12 protein-coding genes are annotated in these 15,880 nt (G+C 64.2%); 10 read left to right on the top strand and 2 right to left on the bottom strand.

Going from position 1 to position 15,880, the window contains the following annotated elements:
- Positions 1–70: 70 nt before the first annotated feature.
- From HGQ17_RS05105 to HGQ17_RS05075, 7 genes are all read left to right on the top strand, one after another.
- Positions 71–1,486 (top strand): NAD-dependent succinate-semialdehyde dehydrogenase, encoded by a 1,416-nt coding sequence (locus tag HGQ17_RS05105; protein ID WP_168886894.1) that lies wholly within the window; start codon positions 71–73, stop codon positions 1,484–1,486.
- Positions 1,487–1,605: 119 nt separating this feature from the next.
- Positions 1,606–2,997, top strand: coding sequence for a flavin monoamine oxidase family protein (locus HGQ17_RS05100; RefSeq protein ID WP_168886893.1), 1,392 nt, complete (start codon positions 1,606–1,608; stop codon positions 2,995–2,997).
- A gap of 8 nt (positions 2,998–3,005) precedes the next feature.
- Positions 3,006–4,079, top strand: a complete 1,074-nt coding sequence (locus HGQ17_RS05095) for an agmatine deiminase family protein (RefSeq protein WP_168886892.1) — start codon at positions 3,006–3,008, stop codon at positions 4,077–4,079.
- Positions 4,080–4,093: 14 nt separating this feature from the next.
- Positions 4,094–5,848, top strand: a complete 1,755-nt coding sequence (locus HGQ17_RS05090) for an amidase (protein WP_211090448.1) — start codon at positions 4,094–4,096, stop codon at positions 5,846–5,848.
- 128 nt (positions 5,849–5,976) lie between these two features.
- A complete protein-coding gene (locus tag HGQ17_RS05085; protein ID WP_168886891.1) occupies positions 5,977–7,587 on the top strand; it encodes an amidohydrolase in 1,611 nt (536 codons plus the stop codon).
- Between the two features lie 51 nt (positions 7,588–7,638).
- Positions 7,639–8,976, top strand: a complete 1,338-nt coding sequence (locus HGQ17_RS05080) for an APC family permease (RefSeq protein WP_168886890.1) — start codon at positions 7,639–7,641, stop codon at positions 8,974–8,976.
- An 8-nt stretch (positions 8,977–8,984) separates the two neighbouring features.
- A complete protein-coding gene (locus HGQ17_RS05075) occupies positions 8,985–10,172 on the top strand; it encodes an MFS transporter (protein ID WP_168886889.1) in 1,188 nt (395 codons plus the stop codon).
- Here the strand turns inward: HGQ17_RS05075 and HGQ17_RS05070 are convergent.
- Positions 10,169–11,581 (bottom strand): aspartate aminotransferase family protein, encoded by a 1,413-nt coding sequence (locus HGQ17_RS05070; protein WP_168886888.1) that lies wholly within the window; start codon positions 11,579–11,581, stop codon positions 10,169–10,171. The two genes, HGQ17_RS05075 and HGQ17_RS05070, sit on opposite strands and share 4 nt — an antisense overlap.
- A gap of 131 nt (positions 11,582–11,712) precedes the next feature.
- Here HGQ17_RS05070 and HGQ17_RS05065 point away from each other — a divergent pair, with 131 nt between their 5' ends.
- From HGQ17_RS05065 to HGQ17_RS05055, 3 genes are read left to right on the top strand one after another with little or no spacing between them, the layout of a single operon-like run.
- On the top strand, positions 11,713–13,152 hold the full coding sequence (locus HGQ17_RS05065) for an aminobutyraldehyde dehydrogenase (protein WP_168886887.1): 1,440 nt from the start codon (positions 11,713–11,715) through the stop codon (positions 13,150–13,152).
- Positions 13,152–14,576 carry an NAD(P)/FAD-dependent oxidoreductase gene (locus tag HGQ17_RS05060; RefSeq protein WP_168886886.1) on the top strand — a complete coding sequence of 475 codons (1,425 nt, stop codon included), beginning with the start codon at positions 13,152–13,154 and terminating at the stop codon, positions 14,574–14,576. The genes HGQ17_RS05065 and HGQ17_RS05060 overlap by 1 nt, the downstream gene beginning before the upstream one ends.
- A 34-nt stretch (positions 14,577–14,610) precedes the next feature.
- Positions 14,611–15,081 carry an Lrp/AsnC family transcriptional regulator gene (locus HGQ17_RS05055; protein WP_168886885.1) on the top strand — a complete coding sequence of 157 codons (471 nt, stop codon included), beginning with the start codon at positions 14,611–14,613 and terminating at the stop codon, positions 15,079–15,081.
- Between the two features lie 23 nt (positions 15,082–15,104).
- On the opposite strand, the gene HGQ17_RS05050 is transcribed toward HGQ17_RS05055, so the two are convergent.
- Positions 15,105–15,542: an MBL fold metallo-hydrolase gene (locus HGQ17_RS05050; RefSeq protein ID WP_168886884.1), complete on the bottom strand. Its 438-nt coding sequence runs from the start codon at positions 15,540–15,542 to the stop codon at positions 15,105–15,107.
- Positions 15,543–15,880: the final 338 nt, after the last annotated feature.

Raw genomic sequence — 15,880 nt, 5'->3', positions numbered from 1 at the left:
TATCCGGCAACGGTGAAAGACTGGTGAGTACGGCAGATGTCCGTAACCCCAAGAGAAGGAAAGGCATTCGATGACGACTGCAGTAGACCCCGCGGCAGAGACCGGTTTCCGCACCCAGAACCCGGAGTCCAATGAAGTCGAGGAACGCTTCGACTACATCTCCGACGCCGAGGTGGAACAGGCCCTGGCCGCCGCCCACCAGGAATACCGCAGCTGGTCCGCCCGGCCGATGTCCGAGCGGGTAGAGATCGCCCGGCGGATCGCGGACACCTTCGAGGAACAGCGCGGTGAGCTGGCCGAGATCATCTCCACCGAAATGGGCAAACCGCTCAACGAGGCCAAGGCTGAGATCTGGACCTGCGTGAGCATCTTCCGCTACTACGCAGACAACGGCCCAGAGCTGGCCGCCGATAAGGTCATCAAGCATGAGGGCGGGTTCAAAGCCGTTCTGCAGTCCCGCCCGCTGGGAGCACTGCTGGGCATCATGCCCTGGAACTTCCCCTTCTACCAGATCGCACGCTTCGCCGCCCCGAACCTCATCCTGGGCAACACCATCCTGCTGAAGCATGCAGAGACCTGCCCCCAGTCCGGACTCGCAGTGGAGCGGGTCTTCCGGGAGGCAGGCCTGCCCGATGGCGCCTACCAGAACGTGTTCATCACTCACGACCAGGTGGAGCCGATCATCGCTGACGCCCGTATCCAGGGCGTCTCCCTGACCGGTTCCGAACGTGCCGGTGCCGCCGTGGCTGAGATCGCCGGACGCCACCTGAAGAAGGTTGTGCTGGAACTCGGCGGCTCCGATGCTCATATCTACCTCAACGCCGATGACGCCCGGGCGGCAGCCCAGAAGGCCTTCGGCAAGCGGATGTACAACATGGGCCAGGCCTGCACCTCCAATAAGCGGCTGCTGGTGGCCGAGCATCTCTACGATGACTTCCTCGATGAGGTCACCCGGGCTGCCGGCGAACTGGTTCCGGGCAATCCCCTCAAACCCGCCGAGGGTAACTACTACCCGCTGTCCTCCGAAGCTGCTGCGGTGCGGCTGAATGAGCAGATCCAGCGGGCCGTGGACCAGGGAGCGACCCTGCATGCCGGCGGCGGACGGCCTGATCAGCCCGGTGCCTATGTGGAGCCCACCGTGCTCTCCGGGATCACTGAGGAGATGGATGCCTACCACGAGGAACTCTTCGGTCCGGTGGTGATGGTCTATAAGGTCAAGAACGCCGAAGAGGCCCTGGCCATCGCCAACAGCTCTCCCTATGGCCTGGGCGGTGCTGTCTTCTCCTCCGACCGGGATGAGGCCCAGGCAGCAGCCGAGCAGCTCGAGACCGGTATGACCAATGTCAATGTCGGCGGCTCCGAGGCAGCCGATATGCCCTTCGGCGGTGTGAAGCGCTCCGGTATGGGCCGCGAGCTGGGACCCCTGGGAATGGACGAGTTCGTCAATAAGCGACTGCTCTACATCAACGAGAACGAGACTCCCTGATCTCGCCGCGGCGAGGGATTTCGAACACCAACGTAACTTTTCCGTGACGATACGTTAAATATCTGCGATATTCGTAGCGTTAGGAAGAATTTGCAACGAAATACGCATATGCTGCTGCTATGAGTGAGTTGCGAACCATTGGTAGTCCGGAATCCCTCCGCCGTGATGTCGTCGTCGTAGGAGCCGGACCCGCCGGTCTCATGGCCGCCCGCCGGCTCTATGAGGCGGGCCAGAGTGTGGCAGTCCTGGAAGCCCGCGATAGGGTCGGGGGCCGCACCTGGTCCGCCGAGGTCGACGGCGCCTTCCTGGAGCTCGGCGGCCAATGGGTCTCACCCGACCAGACCGAGCTGCTGGGCCTGCTCGATGAACTGGGCAAGGAGACCTACCCCCGCTACCGGGACGGGGCCAGTGTCTATATCTCCCCGGCAGCCGGTGAGCGCCATGTCTATGAGGGGGAGTCCTTCCCCGTGACGGAGTCCACCGCCGCGGAGATCGACCGGCTCACCGAACTGCTGGACGAACTGGCCGCCGAGATCGGCGCCGAACAGCCCTGGGCCCACCCCCGCGCACGGGAGCTGGACACCGTCTCCTTCCAGGACTGGCTGCGCAGCCACTGCGATGACGAGCTGGCCTGCCGCAGCGTCGGCATCTTCATCGCCGGAGGCATGCTGACTAAACCGGCCCACTCCTTCTCCGCCCTGCAGGCAGTGCTGATGGCCGCCTCTGCCGGATCCTTCACCAACCTCACCGATGAAGACTTCATCCTCGACCGCCGCGTCATCGGGGGTATGCAGTCAGTCTCCCAAGCCCTGGCCGCCGAACTGCCTGAGGACACTGTCATCCTCAACAGCCCCGTCCGCACCATCAGCACAGAGCCCGAGGGTGGGGTCACCGTCTGGTCCGATAACGCCACCGTGCACGCCGAACAGGCTGTGATCGCAGTGCCGCCGAACCTCTACAGCAGGATCACCTTCGAACCCCCGCTGCCCCGGCTGCAGCACCAGATGCACCAGCACCAATCCATGGGGCTGGTGATCAAAGTCCACGCCGTCTACGACCGTCCCTTCTGGCGTGAGAAAGGCCTCTCCGGCACCGGCTTCGGCCCCGATGAGCTCTGCCAGGAGGTCTACGACAACACCAACTACGGGGATGAGCGCGGAACCCTGGTGGCCTTCGTCAGTGACGAGAAGGCCGACGCCGTCTTCGCACTCAGGGAGTCCGAGCGTCGCAGGAAAATCCTGGAATCCCTGGCCAACTACCTCGGTGCCGAAGCCCTGACCCCGGAGGTCTACTACGAATCCGACTTCGGTTCCGAGGAATGGACCCGGGGAGCCTATGCCGCCAGCTATGACCTCGGCGGACTGCACCGCTACGGAGCCCACCAGCTGGAACCGGTCGGCCCCCTGCACTGGGCCTGCTCGGACCTTGCCTCCGCCGGTTACCAGCATGTCGACGGCGCCCTGCGCCAGGGCCGCCGCGCAGCCGAGGAAATCCTGGACAAAACCACCTAAGGAGATCGATGCTGGACCCCACAGTGCAGCCCCAGGGCGTTATGCCCCCGGAATGGGCACCCCATAGCCGCACCTGGATGGCCTTCCCGCCGGCCAATGGGACCTTCGGCCAGCCCGGCTCAGAAACCCTGCAGCGGGCACGGCAGGCCTGGGCGGCAGTGGCCAATACAGTCATCGGCTATGAACCGGTCAGTCTCCTGGTAGACCCCGCTGACCTCGCCGTCGCTGGTGAACTGCTCCACCCGAACATTGAGATCCAAGAGGCCAATCTCGACGACGCCTGGCTGCGCGACTCCGGACCCACATTCGTCCACACTGCCGAGTCTGACGGAGCTGGCGTGGCCGCAGTGGACTGGGTATTCAACGGCTGGGGCGCACAGAACTGGGCCGAGTGGGACAACGACAGCCGGCTGGCCAGCCATATCGCGGAGCTGACCGGGGCCCCGATCAGCAGCAGCAAGCTGGTCAATGAAGGCGGCGGCATCCACGTCGACGGCCGCGGCACAGTCCTGCTGACCGAGACAGTCCAGCTGGACCCCGGCCGCAATCCCGAACTGAGCAGCTCAGCCACCGGCAAAACCGAGGTCGAAGCCGAGATCCACCGGCAGCTGGGGACAACCAAGGCCATCTGGCTGCCCCGCGGACTCACCCGCGACTACGACGAATTCGGCACCAAGGGGCATGTGGACATTGTCGCGGCCTTCACCGGCAGTGGAGCCCTGCTGCTGCATACCCAGCAGAACCCCGACCACCCCGACTACGAGGTGTGTCGCGAAATCCGTCAGGCCCTGCAGAACAGCACCGACGCCGAGGGCAATCCCCTGCGGATCGTAGAGGTGCCGGCACCGGCGGTGCTCCAGGATGAGGAGGGCTGGGTCGACTACTCCTATATCAACCACTATGTGGCCAATGGCGTAGTCGTCCTCTGTGCCTTCGGCGACCCCCAGGACGAGGTGGCCGCAGAGATCCTGGCCCAGGAATACCCCGATCGCAGCATCGAATTGGTAGAGGCCCGGGATATCTTCGCCTTCGGCGGCGGTATCCACTGCATCACCCAGCAGCAGCCGGCCCCACTGCACTAAGAAGGCACTCCATCATGATCGACGTCGTCGAAACTGGAATCCGGCAACTGCGTGAGGCCCTGGAGCGCGGGGAGGCCACCAGTGAGCAGCTGGTCACCGAGTATCTGCGCCGCATCGTTGCCTACGACCGGCCCAGTACGAATGACCCCAAGCTCGCCCCGGCAGGTGGGATCCCGCTGAACTCAGTCATCGTGGACAATCCCGAGGTCTTGGCCGAGGCCCGGGCCTCCGATGAACGACGACGCCGCGGAGAGACCCTGGGGCGACTGGACGGTATCCCCTATACCGCCAAGGAGAGCTTCCAGGTCCGCGGACTGACCGTCTCAGCAGGCTCCCCGGCCTTCGCCGAACTGGTGGCCGGACAGGATGCCTTCACCATCGAACGGCTCCGGGCAGCCGGGGCTGTGCTGATCGGACTGACCACTATGCCCCCGATGGCCAACGGGGGGATGCAGCGGGGGCTGCGCGGCCGGGCAGAGAGCCCTTATAACCCCGCTTACCTCACCTCCGCCTTCGCCTCTGGATCCTCCAATGGCTCCGGAACCGCAACTGCGGCCAGCTTCGCCGCCTTCGGCCTGGGGGAGGAGACCTGGTCCTCCGGCCGGGCCCCGGCCTCCAATAATGGGCTCTGCGCCTACACCCCCTCCCGCGGGGTGATTTCCGTGCGCGGGAACTGGCCGCTGGTGCCGACTATGGACGTCGTCGTTCCCCATACCCGCACTATGGCGGACATGCTCGAGATCCTGGAGGTGATCGTCGCCGATGACCACACCAGCCGCGGCGATTTCTGGCGGGCCCAGCCCTGGGTGAGCCTCCCCAAAGCATCTGAGGTCCGACCGGCCAACTACCTCGCATTAGCTCCGGAGAGCCCCGAGGCTGCCACTGAGACCCTGGCCGGACTGCGCCTGGGGGTTCCCCAGATGTACATCGGCACCGATCCTGAGGCAGGCATCGGGGACAGCCCCGGGATCGGTGGTGCCACCGGCCAGCGGATTGAGGTCCGCCCGAGTGTGCTCGAGCTTTGGGAACAGGCCCGGGAAGCATTCACGGCGGCCGGAGCCCAGATCACCGAGACCGACTTCCCCGTGGTCTCCGGCTACGAGGGGGACCGGCCGGGAGTCCCCAATCTCACCACCCGGGGTCTGGTCAGCAAGGAGTATCTGCAGCGTGAGATCCTCGATCTCTCCGCCTGGACCTGGGATGATTTCCTGGCCGCCAATGGGGACCCGCAGCTGAACCGGCTCGCCGATGTCGACGGCGCCCAGATCTTCCCGCATCCCGAAGGTGCCCTGCCCGACCGTTACACAGGGTTCGACGACGATATTGCCAACTATCCGGAGTTCATGGCCGAACGCGGGGACTTCAGCCTCGAGGAGATCCCGGAGCTTCCGGAGGGGCTCGCCGGCCTGGAGCGGACGCGGGTGGAGGACTTCGAACAGTGGTTGGATGCCCTGGACCTGGATGCCGTGGTCTTTCCTGCCGTGGCCGATATCGGCCCAGCGGACGCCGATGTGAACCGTGAATCTGCGGATCTCGCCTGGCGCAATGGGGTTTGGGTGGCCAATGGAAACCTCGTCATCCGACATCTGGGGATCCCAACAGTCACCGTGCCGATGGGGACTATGCCCGATACCGGAATGCCGGTGGGGCTGACCTTCGCCGGCCGGGCCTATGACGATGCCGCACTGCTGAGGATGGCCGCCGCCTTTGAGCAGACCGGCAGCCGGCGGAGCATCCCGCCCGGGACCCCGCCGCTTCCAGCAGATTGAAACGTCACAAACCCGAAACCTTCTAATTTCATGTAAAAAGTTTGTTTCAGGTGCTGATTTCGAAGGTTGTCTCGGGTTAGTGTGTCCATATGGTTGAAACGATCATTCATGGCGCGCGCCTTCGGACTATGACAAAGGAGTCAGAGACCGGCGCAGCAGACACCAACCCACCAACGGCAGTAGCCATCGAGGGAGGAATGATCTCCCAACTCGGCAGTGACGCTGAGATCCTGGCTCTGGCGACAGAGACCACACGCGTTATCGATGCAGCTTCAGCGGTGCTGACCCCCGGGCTCATCGACTCCCATATGCACCCGGTCTGGGGAACTGAACTCACCGTCGGCCTGGACCTCGGCGGCAAAACTGAGGCCCAGGAAGTCCGCGAGGCGCTCGCCGAGGCCGCCGCCAGTCTCCCTGAGGGAGCCTGGGTCCGCGGCTGGAACCTCGACTACAAAGTCTTCGACCCCGAGGGCACCGGTGCACCCCAGATCCGTGGGGATATCTTCGACGATGTCCTCGACGGCCGGCCCCTGGCCCTGGTCTTCTTCGACCTGCACACCGGATTGGCCAACCCCGCAGCCCTGGCCGCAGCAGGGATCGACGGGACCGAGGAATTCACCGACGCCAGCGAAATCGTCCTGGACGCCCAGGGCGTGCCCACCGGGGAACTGCGCGAGATCCCCGCCTATATGATGCTGCTGGATGCGGCACCGCAGGAAGCCGTCGAGGAGATCGTCGGCCGGGTCCAGCAGACCCTGGCCCGCAGTGCCGCCAGCGCAGTCACCAGCGCCTCGGTGATGGACGGACGGCCCATCACCCTCGAGATCCTGGAACAGGTTGAGAAACTCGACGGCGGCCTGCCGGTCCGGCTGCATATCGCCATGTGGCACCAGCCCGGAGATGACGATGACGCGGTAGCCGAACGCATCCGCCTGCTGGGCACAGCAGGGGAGCGCTACCGGGTCTCCATGATCAAAATGTTCATCGATGGGGTCATCGACGCCGGAACTGCCTGGCTGCACGAACCGGACAGCGAAGGCGACTCCCATGAGCCCTTCTGGCACTCCGTGGAGCGCTACGCCGAGGTCTGTGCGGCCTACCATGAGGCCGGTTACCAGCTGGCCACCCACTCCTGCGGAGACGCTGGGGTCGCCGAGGCCGTCAAGGTCTACCGCCAACTGGGCCAGGGCAAAGCGCTTTCCCGCAACGGAGCCCCACACCGAGTCGAACACTTAGAGACCCTGACCGATCAGGATGTGGCCGATCTGGCCGAAACCGGCACGGTGGCCTCCATGCAGCCGCTGCATATGCAGTGGCGAGAAGCCGACCACTCCGATTCCTTCGCCGCAAGACTCGGCGCACAACGTGCAGCACACTCCTTCCGGGTCAAAGATGTGCTGACCGCCGGCGGCCGGATTGCCCTGGGCTCAGACTGGCCGGTGGCCCAACAGGACGCCCGGCTCGGTATGGCCTGGGCACGGCTGCGCCGCCTGCCCGGATCCCCTGAGGCCCATACCTTCGAACCCGAACAGCGGCTCACCGGAGAAGAGACCCTGCTGGGCTACACCCGCTGGGCAGCCGAGGCGCTGGGACGTGAGGACCTCGGTGTCATCCGCCCAGGCGCCATCGCCGATCTCGCCCTCTGGTCCCAGGACCCCGTCGAAGCCGATCCCGACCAGCTCACCGAGATCCCCGTGCTGCTGACCCTGGTGGGCGGCACCGTCGTTCACACCGACTGAGCCCGGCTCCGCCGGGCCTCCACTGCCACTTCTGACCGAAAGGGGACATCGATGTCCCAGACACCCACTACCCTGAAGCGCACCCTCGGGCTGCCCTCGGCCGTGTTCTTCGGCCTGGCCTATATGGTGCCGCTGACCGTGTTCACCACCTACGGCATCGTCACCCAGGTGACCTCCGGGCATCTGCCCATGGCCTATATCTTCACCCTGGCGGCCATGTTCGTCACCGCACTGGCCTATGCCAATATGGTCAAAGCCTTCCCGATCGCCGGATCCGCCTATACCTACACCCAGCAGTCCTTCGGCCCGAATATCGGATTCATGGCCGGCTGGGCACTGCTGCTGGACTATCTCTTCCTGCCGATGATCAACTTCATGGTCATCGGGCTCTACCTCAATGCCGCCATCCCGGGGCTGCCGGTCTGGCTGATCATCATCGTCACCATCCTGTTGGTGACCGCCATGAATGTCCTCGGCATCAAAGTCGCCGCCAGCCTCAACAGCGCCCTGGTCGGCATCCAGGCGGTCTTCATCCTGGTCTTCGCCGCGATGAGCTTCGCGACCATCTCCGGCTACGCCGAGGTGATCAGCCCCCTGGAGCCCTTCCGCAACGCCGATTTCGAATTCACCGCCATCGCCGCCGGCGCGGCCATCCTCTGCCTGTCCTTCCTCGGTTTCGACGCCGTCTCCACCCTCTCCGAGGAGACCAAAGAACCGAAGAAGACCATCCCACGCGCCATCGTGATCTGCACCCTCTCGGCAGGTGCAGTCTTCGTCTTCATCTCCTGGATGGGCCATATGGTTTTCCCCGACTACGACTCCTTCACCGACGCCGATACCGCAGCAGTCGATGTCATGACCCAGGCCGGCGGGGCATTCCTGGCCGCCTTCTTCACCGCGGCCTATGTCTCCGGAGCCACCGCCTCAGCGATCGCCTCCCAGGTCTCGGTCTCGCGCATCCTGTTCTCCATGGGCCGCGACGGTGTGCTGCCCCGGAGGGTCTTCGCCGTACTGCATAAGCGGTTCCGTACCCCCTATGTCGCGGCACTGATTGTCGGCGGCGTCTCCCTTCTGGCCCTGGTCTTCCCCCTGGAGCTGGCCTCCTCCATGATCAGCTTCGGTGCACTGATCGCCTTCAGCTTCGTGAACCTCAGTGTGCTTAAGCACTACGCGATCAACCAGGGCCGCTACCGCGGATACGACGGGGTCAAATACGTGGCCCTGCCGGTGATCGGCGTCGGACTCTGCCTCTGGCTGTGGACCTCGCTGACCGCTGAGACCTTCATGGTCGGCCTGGGCTGGGTCGCCGTCGGCTTCACCTGGCTGCTGGTGATCACCCGAGGCCTGCGTCAGCGGGCACCCCAACTGGACCTCACCGAAACCACCTGAGAGGACCCATGAACTCCACCTTCCCGGCACTGAACCCGCGCATTGTCATCGCCTTCGTCGGCACCTGGGTTATCGCCCTGCTGGCAGCCAATCTCGTGCCGGTGCTCATCGGGGCGCTGGTGGAGGACCTGGGCATGAGCCTCACCGCGGCCGGAACCCTGGCCACAGTGATGTCCCTGGGAACAGCCGGGGCAATGTTCGCCACCAACCGGTTCGTGGCCAAAGGGGACCGGCCGAAACTGGCCAGACTGGGTCTGGGCATCATGGCCGTGGGCTTCGGCGGAGCCGGACTGAGCCTGCAGACGATCCCGGTTCAGGCCGGCATCATCCTCGGCGGAATCGGCTGCGGCATCGTCATCGCCGCCAGCACCGCAGCCTCCTCAGCGACCCGGAACCCGGATAACACCACCGGCACGGTCATGATCGTCAACCGGGCCGGGGCCGCGGCCCTGCTGGCCGTAGTGCCGCTTCTGGGCAACGATCTCAGGGCGATCCTTTTTGTGCTGGCCGGGCTCGGCATCGCCGGCATCCTGATGGCCGGGGGCCTGCCGAATCTGCCGGTGGAACTGCCGGCGAAGGACTCCCGGGAACCACTGGGGGCGATGGCGATCCTGCTGGCCTTCATCTTCGGTCTGTGGTCGCTGACCGAGGAAATGGTCTACACCATGACCGAGATCGTGGCCGTGGAGAACGTCGGAATGAGCGCCGGGGAACTCTCCAGCTGGCTGTCGGTCAGCATCATTGGCGGACTGGCCGGGGCCGTGCTCGCACCGATTGTGCTGCGGGTCATCGGCCGATCCTGGTCCCTGGTCGGCATCGTGGTAATCAGCACCATCTGCAAATTCCTACTGGTCACCACCGATATCTACTGGCTCTACGCCTCAGCACTGGTCACCTGGGGCGCGATGTACGGAGCAGTGCTGACCCTAGTCTTCGGCCTGGCCGCCCGGATGGCAGTCTCCGGCCGCGTCGTCGTCTTCGTCACCAGTGTCTATATGATCGGCATCGCTCTGGGACCGATGGCCGGCAGCTGGCTGGTCGCCTATGTCACCCCGTTGACCTTCGGGCTGACCGTGGCGATCCCGAGTGTGCTGGCCGGGCTGATCCTGCTGTGGATCTCACGCAGAAGCGGGGTCCCGGAACACGGTGAGACTACCGTGGACCAGAACCCCGCTGAGGTCGTCACTGCTGGTTAGAGCTTCGCCGAAGCCTGGCTGAGCACATTGCGCAGGATCTGCTCGATCTCTGCGAAGTCCGCAGGCCCGGCGATCAGCGGCGGGCTGAGCTGGATGACTGGATCCCCGCGATCATCAGCCCGGCAGTAGAGCCCCTCTTCGAAGAGCTTATTGGAGATGAACCCGTGCAGCAGGGTCTTCGACTCCTCGGCGGTGAAGGACTCCTTGGTTGCCCGGTCCTTGACCAGTTCGATGCCGTAGAAGTAACCCTCGCCGCGGACATCGCCGACAATCGGCAGATCCAGCAGCTTCTCCAGGGTGGAGCGGAAGGTCTGGGCATTGCTGCGCACATGCTCCAGAAGGTTCTCCTCCTCGAAGATATCGAGGTTCTTCAGCGCCACTGCCGCAGAGACCGGATGGCCGCCAAAGGTGTAGCCGTGGCCGAACATCGCGCCGGGGGTCAGGAACGGCTCCATGATCCGGTCGGTGGCGATGACCGCGCCCAGCGGGGAGTAGCCGGAGGTGATCCCCTTGGCGGTGGTGATGATATCGGGCTGATAGTCGAAGTGAGTGGCCCCGAACATCTCCCCGAGCCGGCCGAAGGCGCAGATGACCTCATCGGAGACCAGCAGCACATCGTATTGATCGCAGATCTCGCGCACCCGCTGGAAATACCCCGGCGGCGGCGGGAAGCAGCCCCCGGCGTTCTGAACCGGCTCGAGGTAGACCGCGGCCACCGTGTCCGGACCGGCGTTCTCAATGGCCAGGGCGATCTGATCTGCGGCCCACAGCCCGAAACGCTCCAGGCTCTGCTCATCGGTGACATCGATGGCACCGGCGGTGAGCTCCTTGGCCCGGTAGGCATTGGTGTTGGAGACCTGAATGGTAGAGGGGACCAGGGGTTCGAAGTCCTGCTTCAGCCCGGCGATCCCGGTGATGGACAACGCCCCATGGGTTGTTCCGTGATAAGCGGTGGAGCGGCTGATCACCTTATGCTTACCCGGCTTGCCGGTGAGCTTGAAGTACTTCTTGGCCAGCTTCCAGGCCGTCTCCACGGATTCACTGCCGCTATTGGTGAAGAACACCCGGTTGAGGTCACCGGGGGCGTAGCCGGCGATCCGTTCGGCCAGCTGGACCGCGGCCGGATGGGCATAGGACCACAGCGGCATGAACTCCAGTTTGGCGGCCTGCTCGGCGGCGGCCTGGCCCAGCTCAGTACGACCATGTCCCACCTGGGAGGTGAAGAGGCCGCCGAGCCCGTCGATGTACTTCTTCCCCCGGTCGTCGAAGAGGTTGATCCCCTCGCCACGGACGATCATGGGGATATCGACGTCGTCGTTATATGTCCCATGTTGGGTGAAGTGCAGCCAGAGATGATCCTTGGCCGCGGACTGTAATCGGGCGGATTCTTCAGCAGTGTTCTCTCTCATTGCTCCATAGTGCCCCACCCGAACACAGCGTTCAAGGGAATCCAGTGTTAAATGCAGGATAAAGCTACGAAATCAGTTATTAACATGAAAAACCATGGTGTAAATAGTGTGTGGTGTGTAGGATCACGATTATGAGTCACACAGAGTTCTTCAACATCATCGACGGTAAGAAAGTGCCGGCAGCATCCGGGGCAACCTACGAGGTCATCGCCCCGCACACCGGGGAGGTCTACGCCACCGCGCCCCTGTCGGGTAAGGAAGATATCGACGCCGCCTATGCCGCCGCCGAGCGGGCCTTCACCAGCTGGAAGCGCACCACCCCTAAGGAACGCGGCGAGGCCCTGCTGAAGATCGCCGATGCGCTGGAGGCTCGATTCGACGAATTCGTCGACGCCGAATGTCAGGACACCGGTAAGCCCAAGCACCTCACCGCCGAAGAGGAGATGCCGGTCAATATCGACCACTTCCGCTTCTTCGCCGGGGCCGGTCGCATCCTCGAGGGCAAGGCCGCGGCCGAATATAAGGAGGAGCACACCAGCTTCGTGCGCCGCGAGCCCGTCGGCGTCGTCGGGCAGGTCACCCCCTGGAACTACCCGCTGCCGATGCTGATCTGGAAGGTGGCACCGGCCCTGGCCGCCGGCAACACCATCGTGCTCAAACCCTCAGACACCACCCCGGCGACCTCCACCCTCTTCGCCGAACTCTGCGCCGAGATCCTGCCCGCTGGCGTCTTCAACGTGGTCTGCGGCGACCGGGACACCGGACGGACCCTGGTCTCCCACGACACCCCCGCCATGGTCGCGATCACCGGTTCGGTCCGCGCCGGAATGCAGGTGGCCGAGGCCGCCAGCCACGACCTCAAGAAGGTCCACCTCGAACTGGGCGGCAAAGCCCCGGTGATCGTGCATGCCGATGCCGATATCCCCTCCGCCGCCGAGGGGATCGCCGCCGCCGGATTCTTCAACGCCGGTCAGGACTGCACTGCCGCGACCCGCGTGCTGGTGCATGAGTCCATCCACCAGGAGTTCCTCGCAGCACTCAAGGAGCAGGCCGAGAACACCACAACCGGCGGACCCGATTCGGATGCCGATGTCTGCCCGCTCAACAACGCCGACCAGCTGGCCAAGGTCAGCTCCAAGGTCGACTCCCGGCCCGAGCACGTCACCCTGGTCACCGGTGGTCACCAGGTCGGCGAGGCCGGATACTTCTACGCCCCGACCATCCTTGACGGCTGCCGGCAGGATGATGAGCTCATCCAGGAGGAGATCTTTGGTCCGGTGATCACCGTGCAGACCTTCTCCAGTGAGGCCGAGGCCCTGGAGAAGGCCAATGACGTCAACTACGGGCTGGCCTCCAGTGTCTGGACCACCGACCACGGCAAGGCGATGCGCGCCTCGGCGGAGCTGGACTTCGGCTGCGTGTGGATCAACACTCATATCCCGTACCTCTCCGAGATGCCCCATGGCGGGTTCAAACACTCCGGCTACGGCAAGGATCTCTCGATGTACGGCCTGGAGGACTACACCCGGATCAAGCATGTGATGAGCTATATCGGTGGCGTGGAGAGCTGATGAACCCCACGACGACGCCGCCGGCCTCCTCCGCGACAGTCGCCTCCTGGAAGGCCTCCCGATTCGACCCGCTGTGGCTGGATACTGATCAGCGGCCGCAGCCCCGGGAGAGTCTGCAGGCGGATACCAGCACCGACCTCCTGGTGGTCGGTGGGGGTTTCGCCGGGCTGTGGACCGCCCTGCGGGCTGCCGAACGGAAACCTGGCAGGCGGATCCTGCTGGTGGAGGCCGACCGGCTCGCCGAACATGCCACCGGACGCAATGGTGGATTCTGCGAGGCCAGCCTCACCCATGGTGAGGAGAACGGTAAGCAGCGTTGGCCCGATGAGTACGAGACCCTGCACCGGCTTGGACTGGAGAACCTCGACGGTATCGAACAGACGGTGCAGAAGTATGGGATCGAGTGCGGCTTCGCACGCGGTGGAGTCCTCAATGTGGCCACCCGTGAGCATGAGATCGAGTACTTCAAACCCGGTTCGGAGGGCTTCCTCGACGCTGAGGCAGTGCGATCCATGGTGGACTCACCCACCTATCTCGCCGGCGGCTATGACCCCATCGGCTGTGCGGTGCTGGACCCCGCCCGGCTGGCCTGGGGGCTGGCCGATGCCTGTGAGTCCCTGGGGGTACAGATTGCTGAGCACAGCCGGCTGGAGTCCGTAGCGGAGGAGGGGGACGGCGTCGTCGCTGTTATCTCCACCCCTGAAGGGCATCGGAAGGTGACCGCGCAGAAACTGGCGATCGCCACCAATGCCTTCCCGAATCCGCTGGGGAAGTCCCTGCGGCATCTGCGGGCCCGGTATGACACGGTGCCGGTCTTCGACTATGTGCTGGCCACCGAACCGCTGACCGAGGAACAGCTGGCGGAGATGGGCTGGGATCCGAGTATTGGGGTGGCCGATGCAGGCAACCAGTTCCACTATTACCGGGTGACCCCGGACCGGCGGATCCTCTGGGGCGGCTATGACGTGATCTACCACTTCGGCCGGGCGGTGAAGCCCGGGCATTATGACCGGGCGGAGACGTTCCAGAAGCTGGCCGAGCATTTCGCCGAGACCTTCCCTCAGCTGGAAGGGATCCGGTTCACGCACCGCTGGTCAGGGGTTATCGACACCTCCACACAGTTCTGCGCCATGTTCGGGCGGGCCTATGGGGACCGGGTCGTCTACGCCACTGGGTTCACCGGGCTGGGGGTGGCGGCCACCCGGTTCGCTGCCGATACGATGCTGGACCTACTGGCCGGTGAGGACACTGAGCGCACCGGGCTGGAGATGGTGCGGAAGAAGCCTCTGCCCTTCCCGCCGGAACCGATTGCATGGGTGGGCATCAAACTGACCACCTGGGCGCGAGCCCGCGAGGATGCGACCGGTAAGCGGAACCTATGGCTGAAGACCATGGATAAGCTCGGCCTCGGATTCGACTCATAGGGGGCCCAACCGGGGCTGTGGGAGACTCTTAAACATGGCGAAGAAAAAGGCGACGGCGGCTACGTTGGATGATGTCTCCAAGGCGATTATTGAACAGCTCCAGCAGGACGGGCGCAGATCCTATGGCGCGATAGCCAAGGCGGTGGGCCTCTCTGAGGCCGCGGTGCGCCAACGGGTGCAGCGCCTACAGGACTCCGGGGTCATGCAGATTGTCGCTGTCACTGACCCCTTGGAACTCGGCTTCCCCCGCCAGGCGATGGTGGGCATCAAAGTTGAGGGGCCGATGGAGCCGGTGGCCGATGAGCTGGCCACCTATGAGGAGATCATCTACGTGGTGATCGCCGCCGGTGCCTATGACCTGTTGGTCGAGGTGGTCTGTGAAGACGACGACCATCTGCTCGACATCATCTCGCAGCGGATCCGCACCATCCACGGTGTGATCGCCACCGAGACTTTCATGTACCTGAACCTGAAGAAGCAGACCTACTCCTGGGGCGTCCGGTAGGGGTCTGCCTTCGGCTGGGCAGCTCAGCCGAGATCGAAGGTCATGGTGGGTTTGGCCATGGTGATCCTGCCCTCGAAGCGTGTGGCAGCCTCGGCGTGGATGTCCTCCATATGATCGGGATCCGCCAGATGCGTGATCACCAGGTGCTCCACTTCAGCCTGGGCGGCGAGGTCAGCGACACTATGGCCATCGAGATGGCCGTGGCCGCTGACATCGACACCATCAGCAGCACGGTAGGTCGCTTCGGCCAGGAGCAGTTTCGCCCCCTGGGACAGTTGGACCAACTCATCAGTGAAACCCGTGTCAGCGGTATAGACGAAACCGAGTTCCGGGACCCTGATCGTCAGGGTCGGGACCGGATGAAGCGCTGGAATGGTCTCAATCAGCAGACCGTCTACAGTCACTGACTCCCCGGGATTCACCACAGTCAGGGGAAGTCGGGACTCCACCGGGGAGCGCATAGTCTCCAAGGTGGGAAACCGGCTGAAGGGCGACGGAGTCAGCGGACTCCGAACCGCGGACCGGAACTTCTAGGCCTGGAACCACCGTGGCCAGTTCCTGATCCGGGCGGATGAGAATCGGCAGGACAGTCGCCCCGCCCAAGAACTCCGCAGTCCAAGCCTTCTGAGGATGAGACCACACCTCGGCAGGTGGGCCCGCGGTCACCACCTCACCGGAGCGCATCACCACCAAATGATCAGCAACAGCCAAAGCCTCATCCTGATCATGCGTGACGATGATTGTGGTGACACCGGCCGCCCGGATCATCTCCGCCAGATCAGCACGCAGCTTCCCCGCA

Source organism: Nesterenkonia sedimenti (assembly GCF_012641515.1).
GTDB classification, from domain to species: domain Bacteria; phylum Actinomycetota; class Actinomycetes; order Actinomycetales; family Micrococcaceae; genus Nesterenkonia; species Nesterenkonia sedimenti.
Note: the sequence above shows the minus strand (reverse complement) of the source record. Positions and strands in the feature narration are given on the sequence as shown.

Coding starts and splice junctions, on each gene's coding strand:
- HGQ17_RS05080 (WP_168886890.1), top strand. CDS start 7,639: ATGTCCCAGACACCCACTACCCTGAAGCGCACCCTCGGGCTGCCCTCG.
- HGQ17_RS05105 (WP_168886894.1), top strand. CDS start 71: ATGACGACTGCAGTAGACCCCGCGGCAGAGACCGGTTTCCGCACCCAG.
- HGQ17_RS05075 (WP_168886889.1), top strand. CDS start 8,985: ATGAACTCCACCTTCCCGGCACTGAACCCGCGCATTGTCATCGCCTTC.
- HGQ17_RS05100 (WP_168886893.1), top strand. CDS start 1,606: ATGAGTGAGTTGCGAACCATTGGTAGTCCGGAATCCCTCCGCCGTGAT.
- HGQ17_RS05070 (WP_168886888.1), bottom strand. CDS start 11,581: ATGAGAGAGAACACTGCTGAAGAATCCGCCCGATTACAGTCCGCGGCC.
- HGQ17_RS05055 (WP_168886885.1), top strand. CDS start 14,611: ATGGCGAAGAAAAAGGCGACGGCGGCTACGTTGGATGATGTCTCCAAG.
- HGQ17_RS05095 (WP_168886892.1), top strand. CDS start 3,006: ATGCTGGACCCCACAGTGCAGCCCCAGGGCGTTATGCCCCCGGAATGG.
- HGQ17_RS05060 (WP_168886886.1), top strand. CDS start 13,152: ATGAACCCCACGACGACGCCGCCGGCCTCCTCCGCGACAGTCGCCTCC.
- HGQ17_RS05050 (WP_168886884.1), bottom strand. CDS start 15,542: ATGCGCTCCCCGGTGGAGTCCCGACTTCCCCTGACTGTGGTGAATCCC.
- HGQ17_RS05085 (WP_168886891.1), top strand. CDS start 5,977: ATGACAAAGGAGTCAGAGACCGGCGCAGCAGACACCAACCCACCAACG.
- HGQ17_RS05065 (WP_168886887.1), top strand. CDS start 11,713: ATGAGTCACACAGAGTTCTTCAACATCATCGACGGTAAGAAAGTGCCG.
- HGQ17_RS05090 (WP_211090448.1), top strand. CDS start 4,094: ATGATCGACGTCGTCGAAACTGGAATCCGGCAACTGCGTGAGGCCCTG.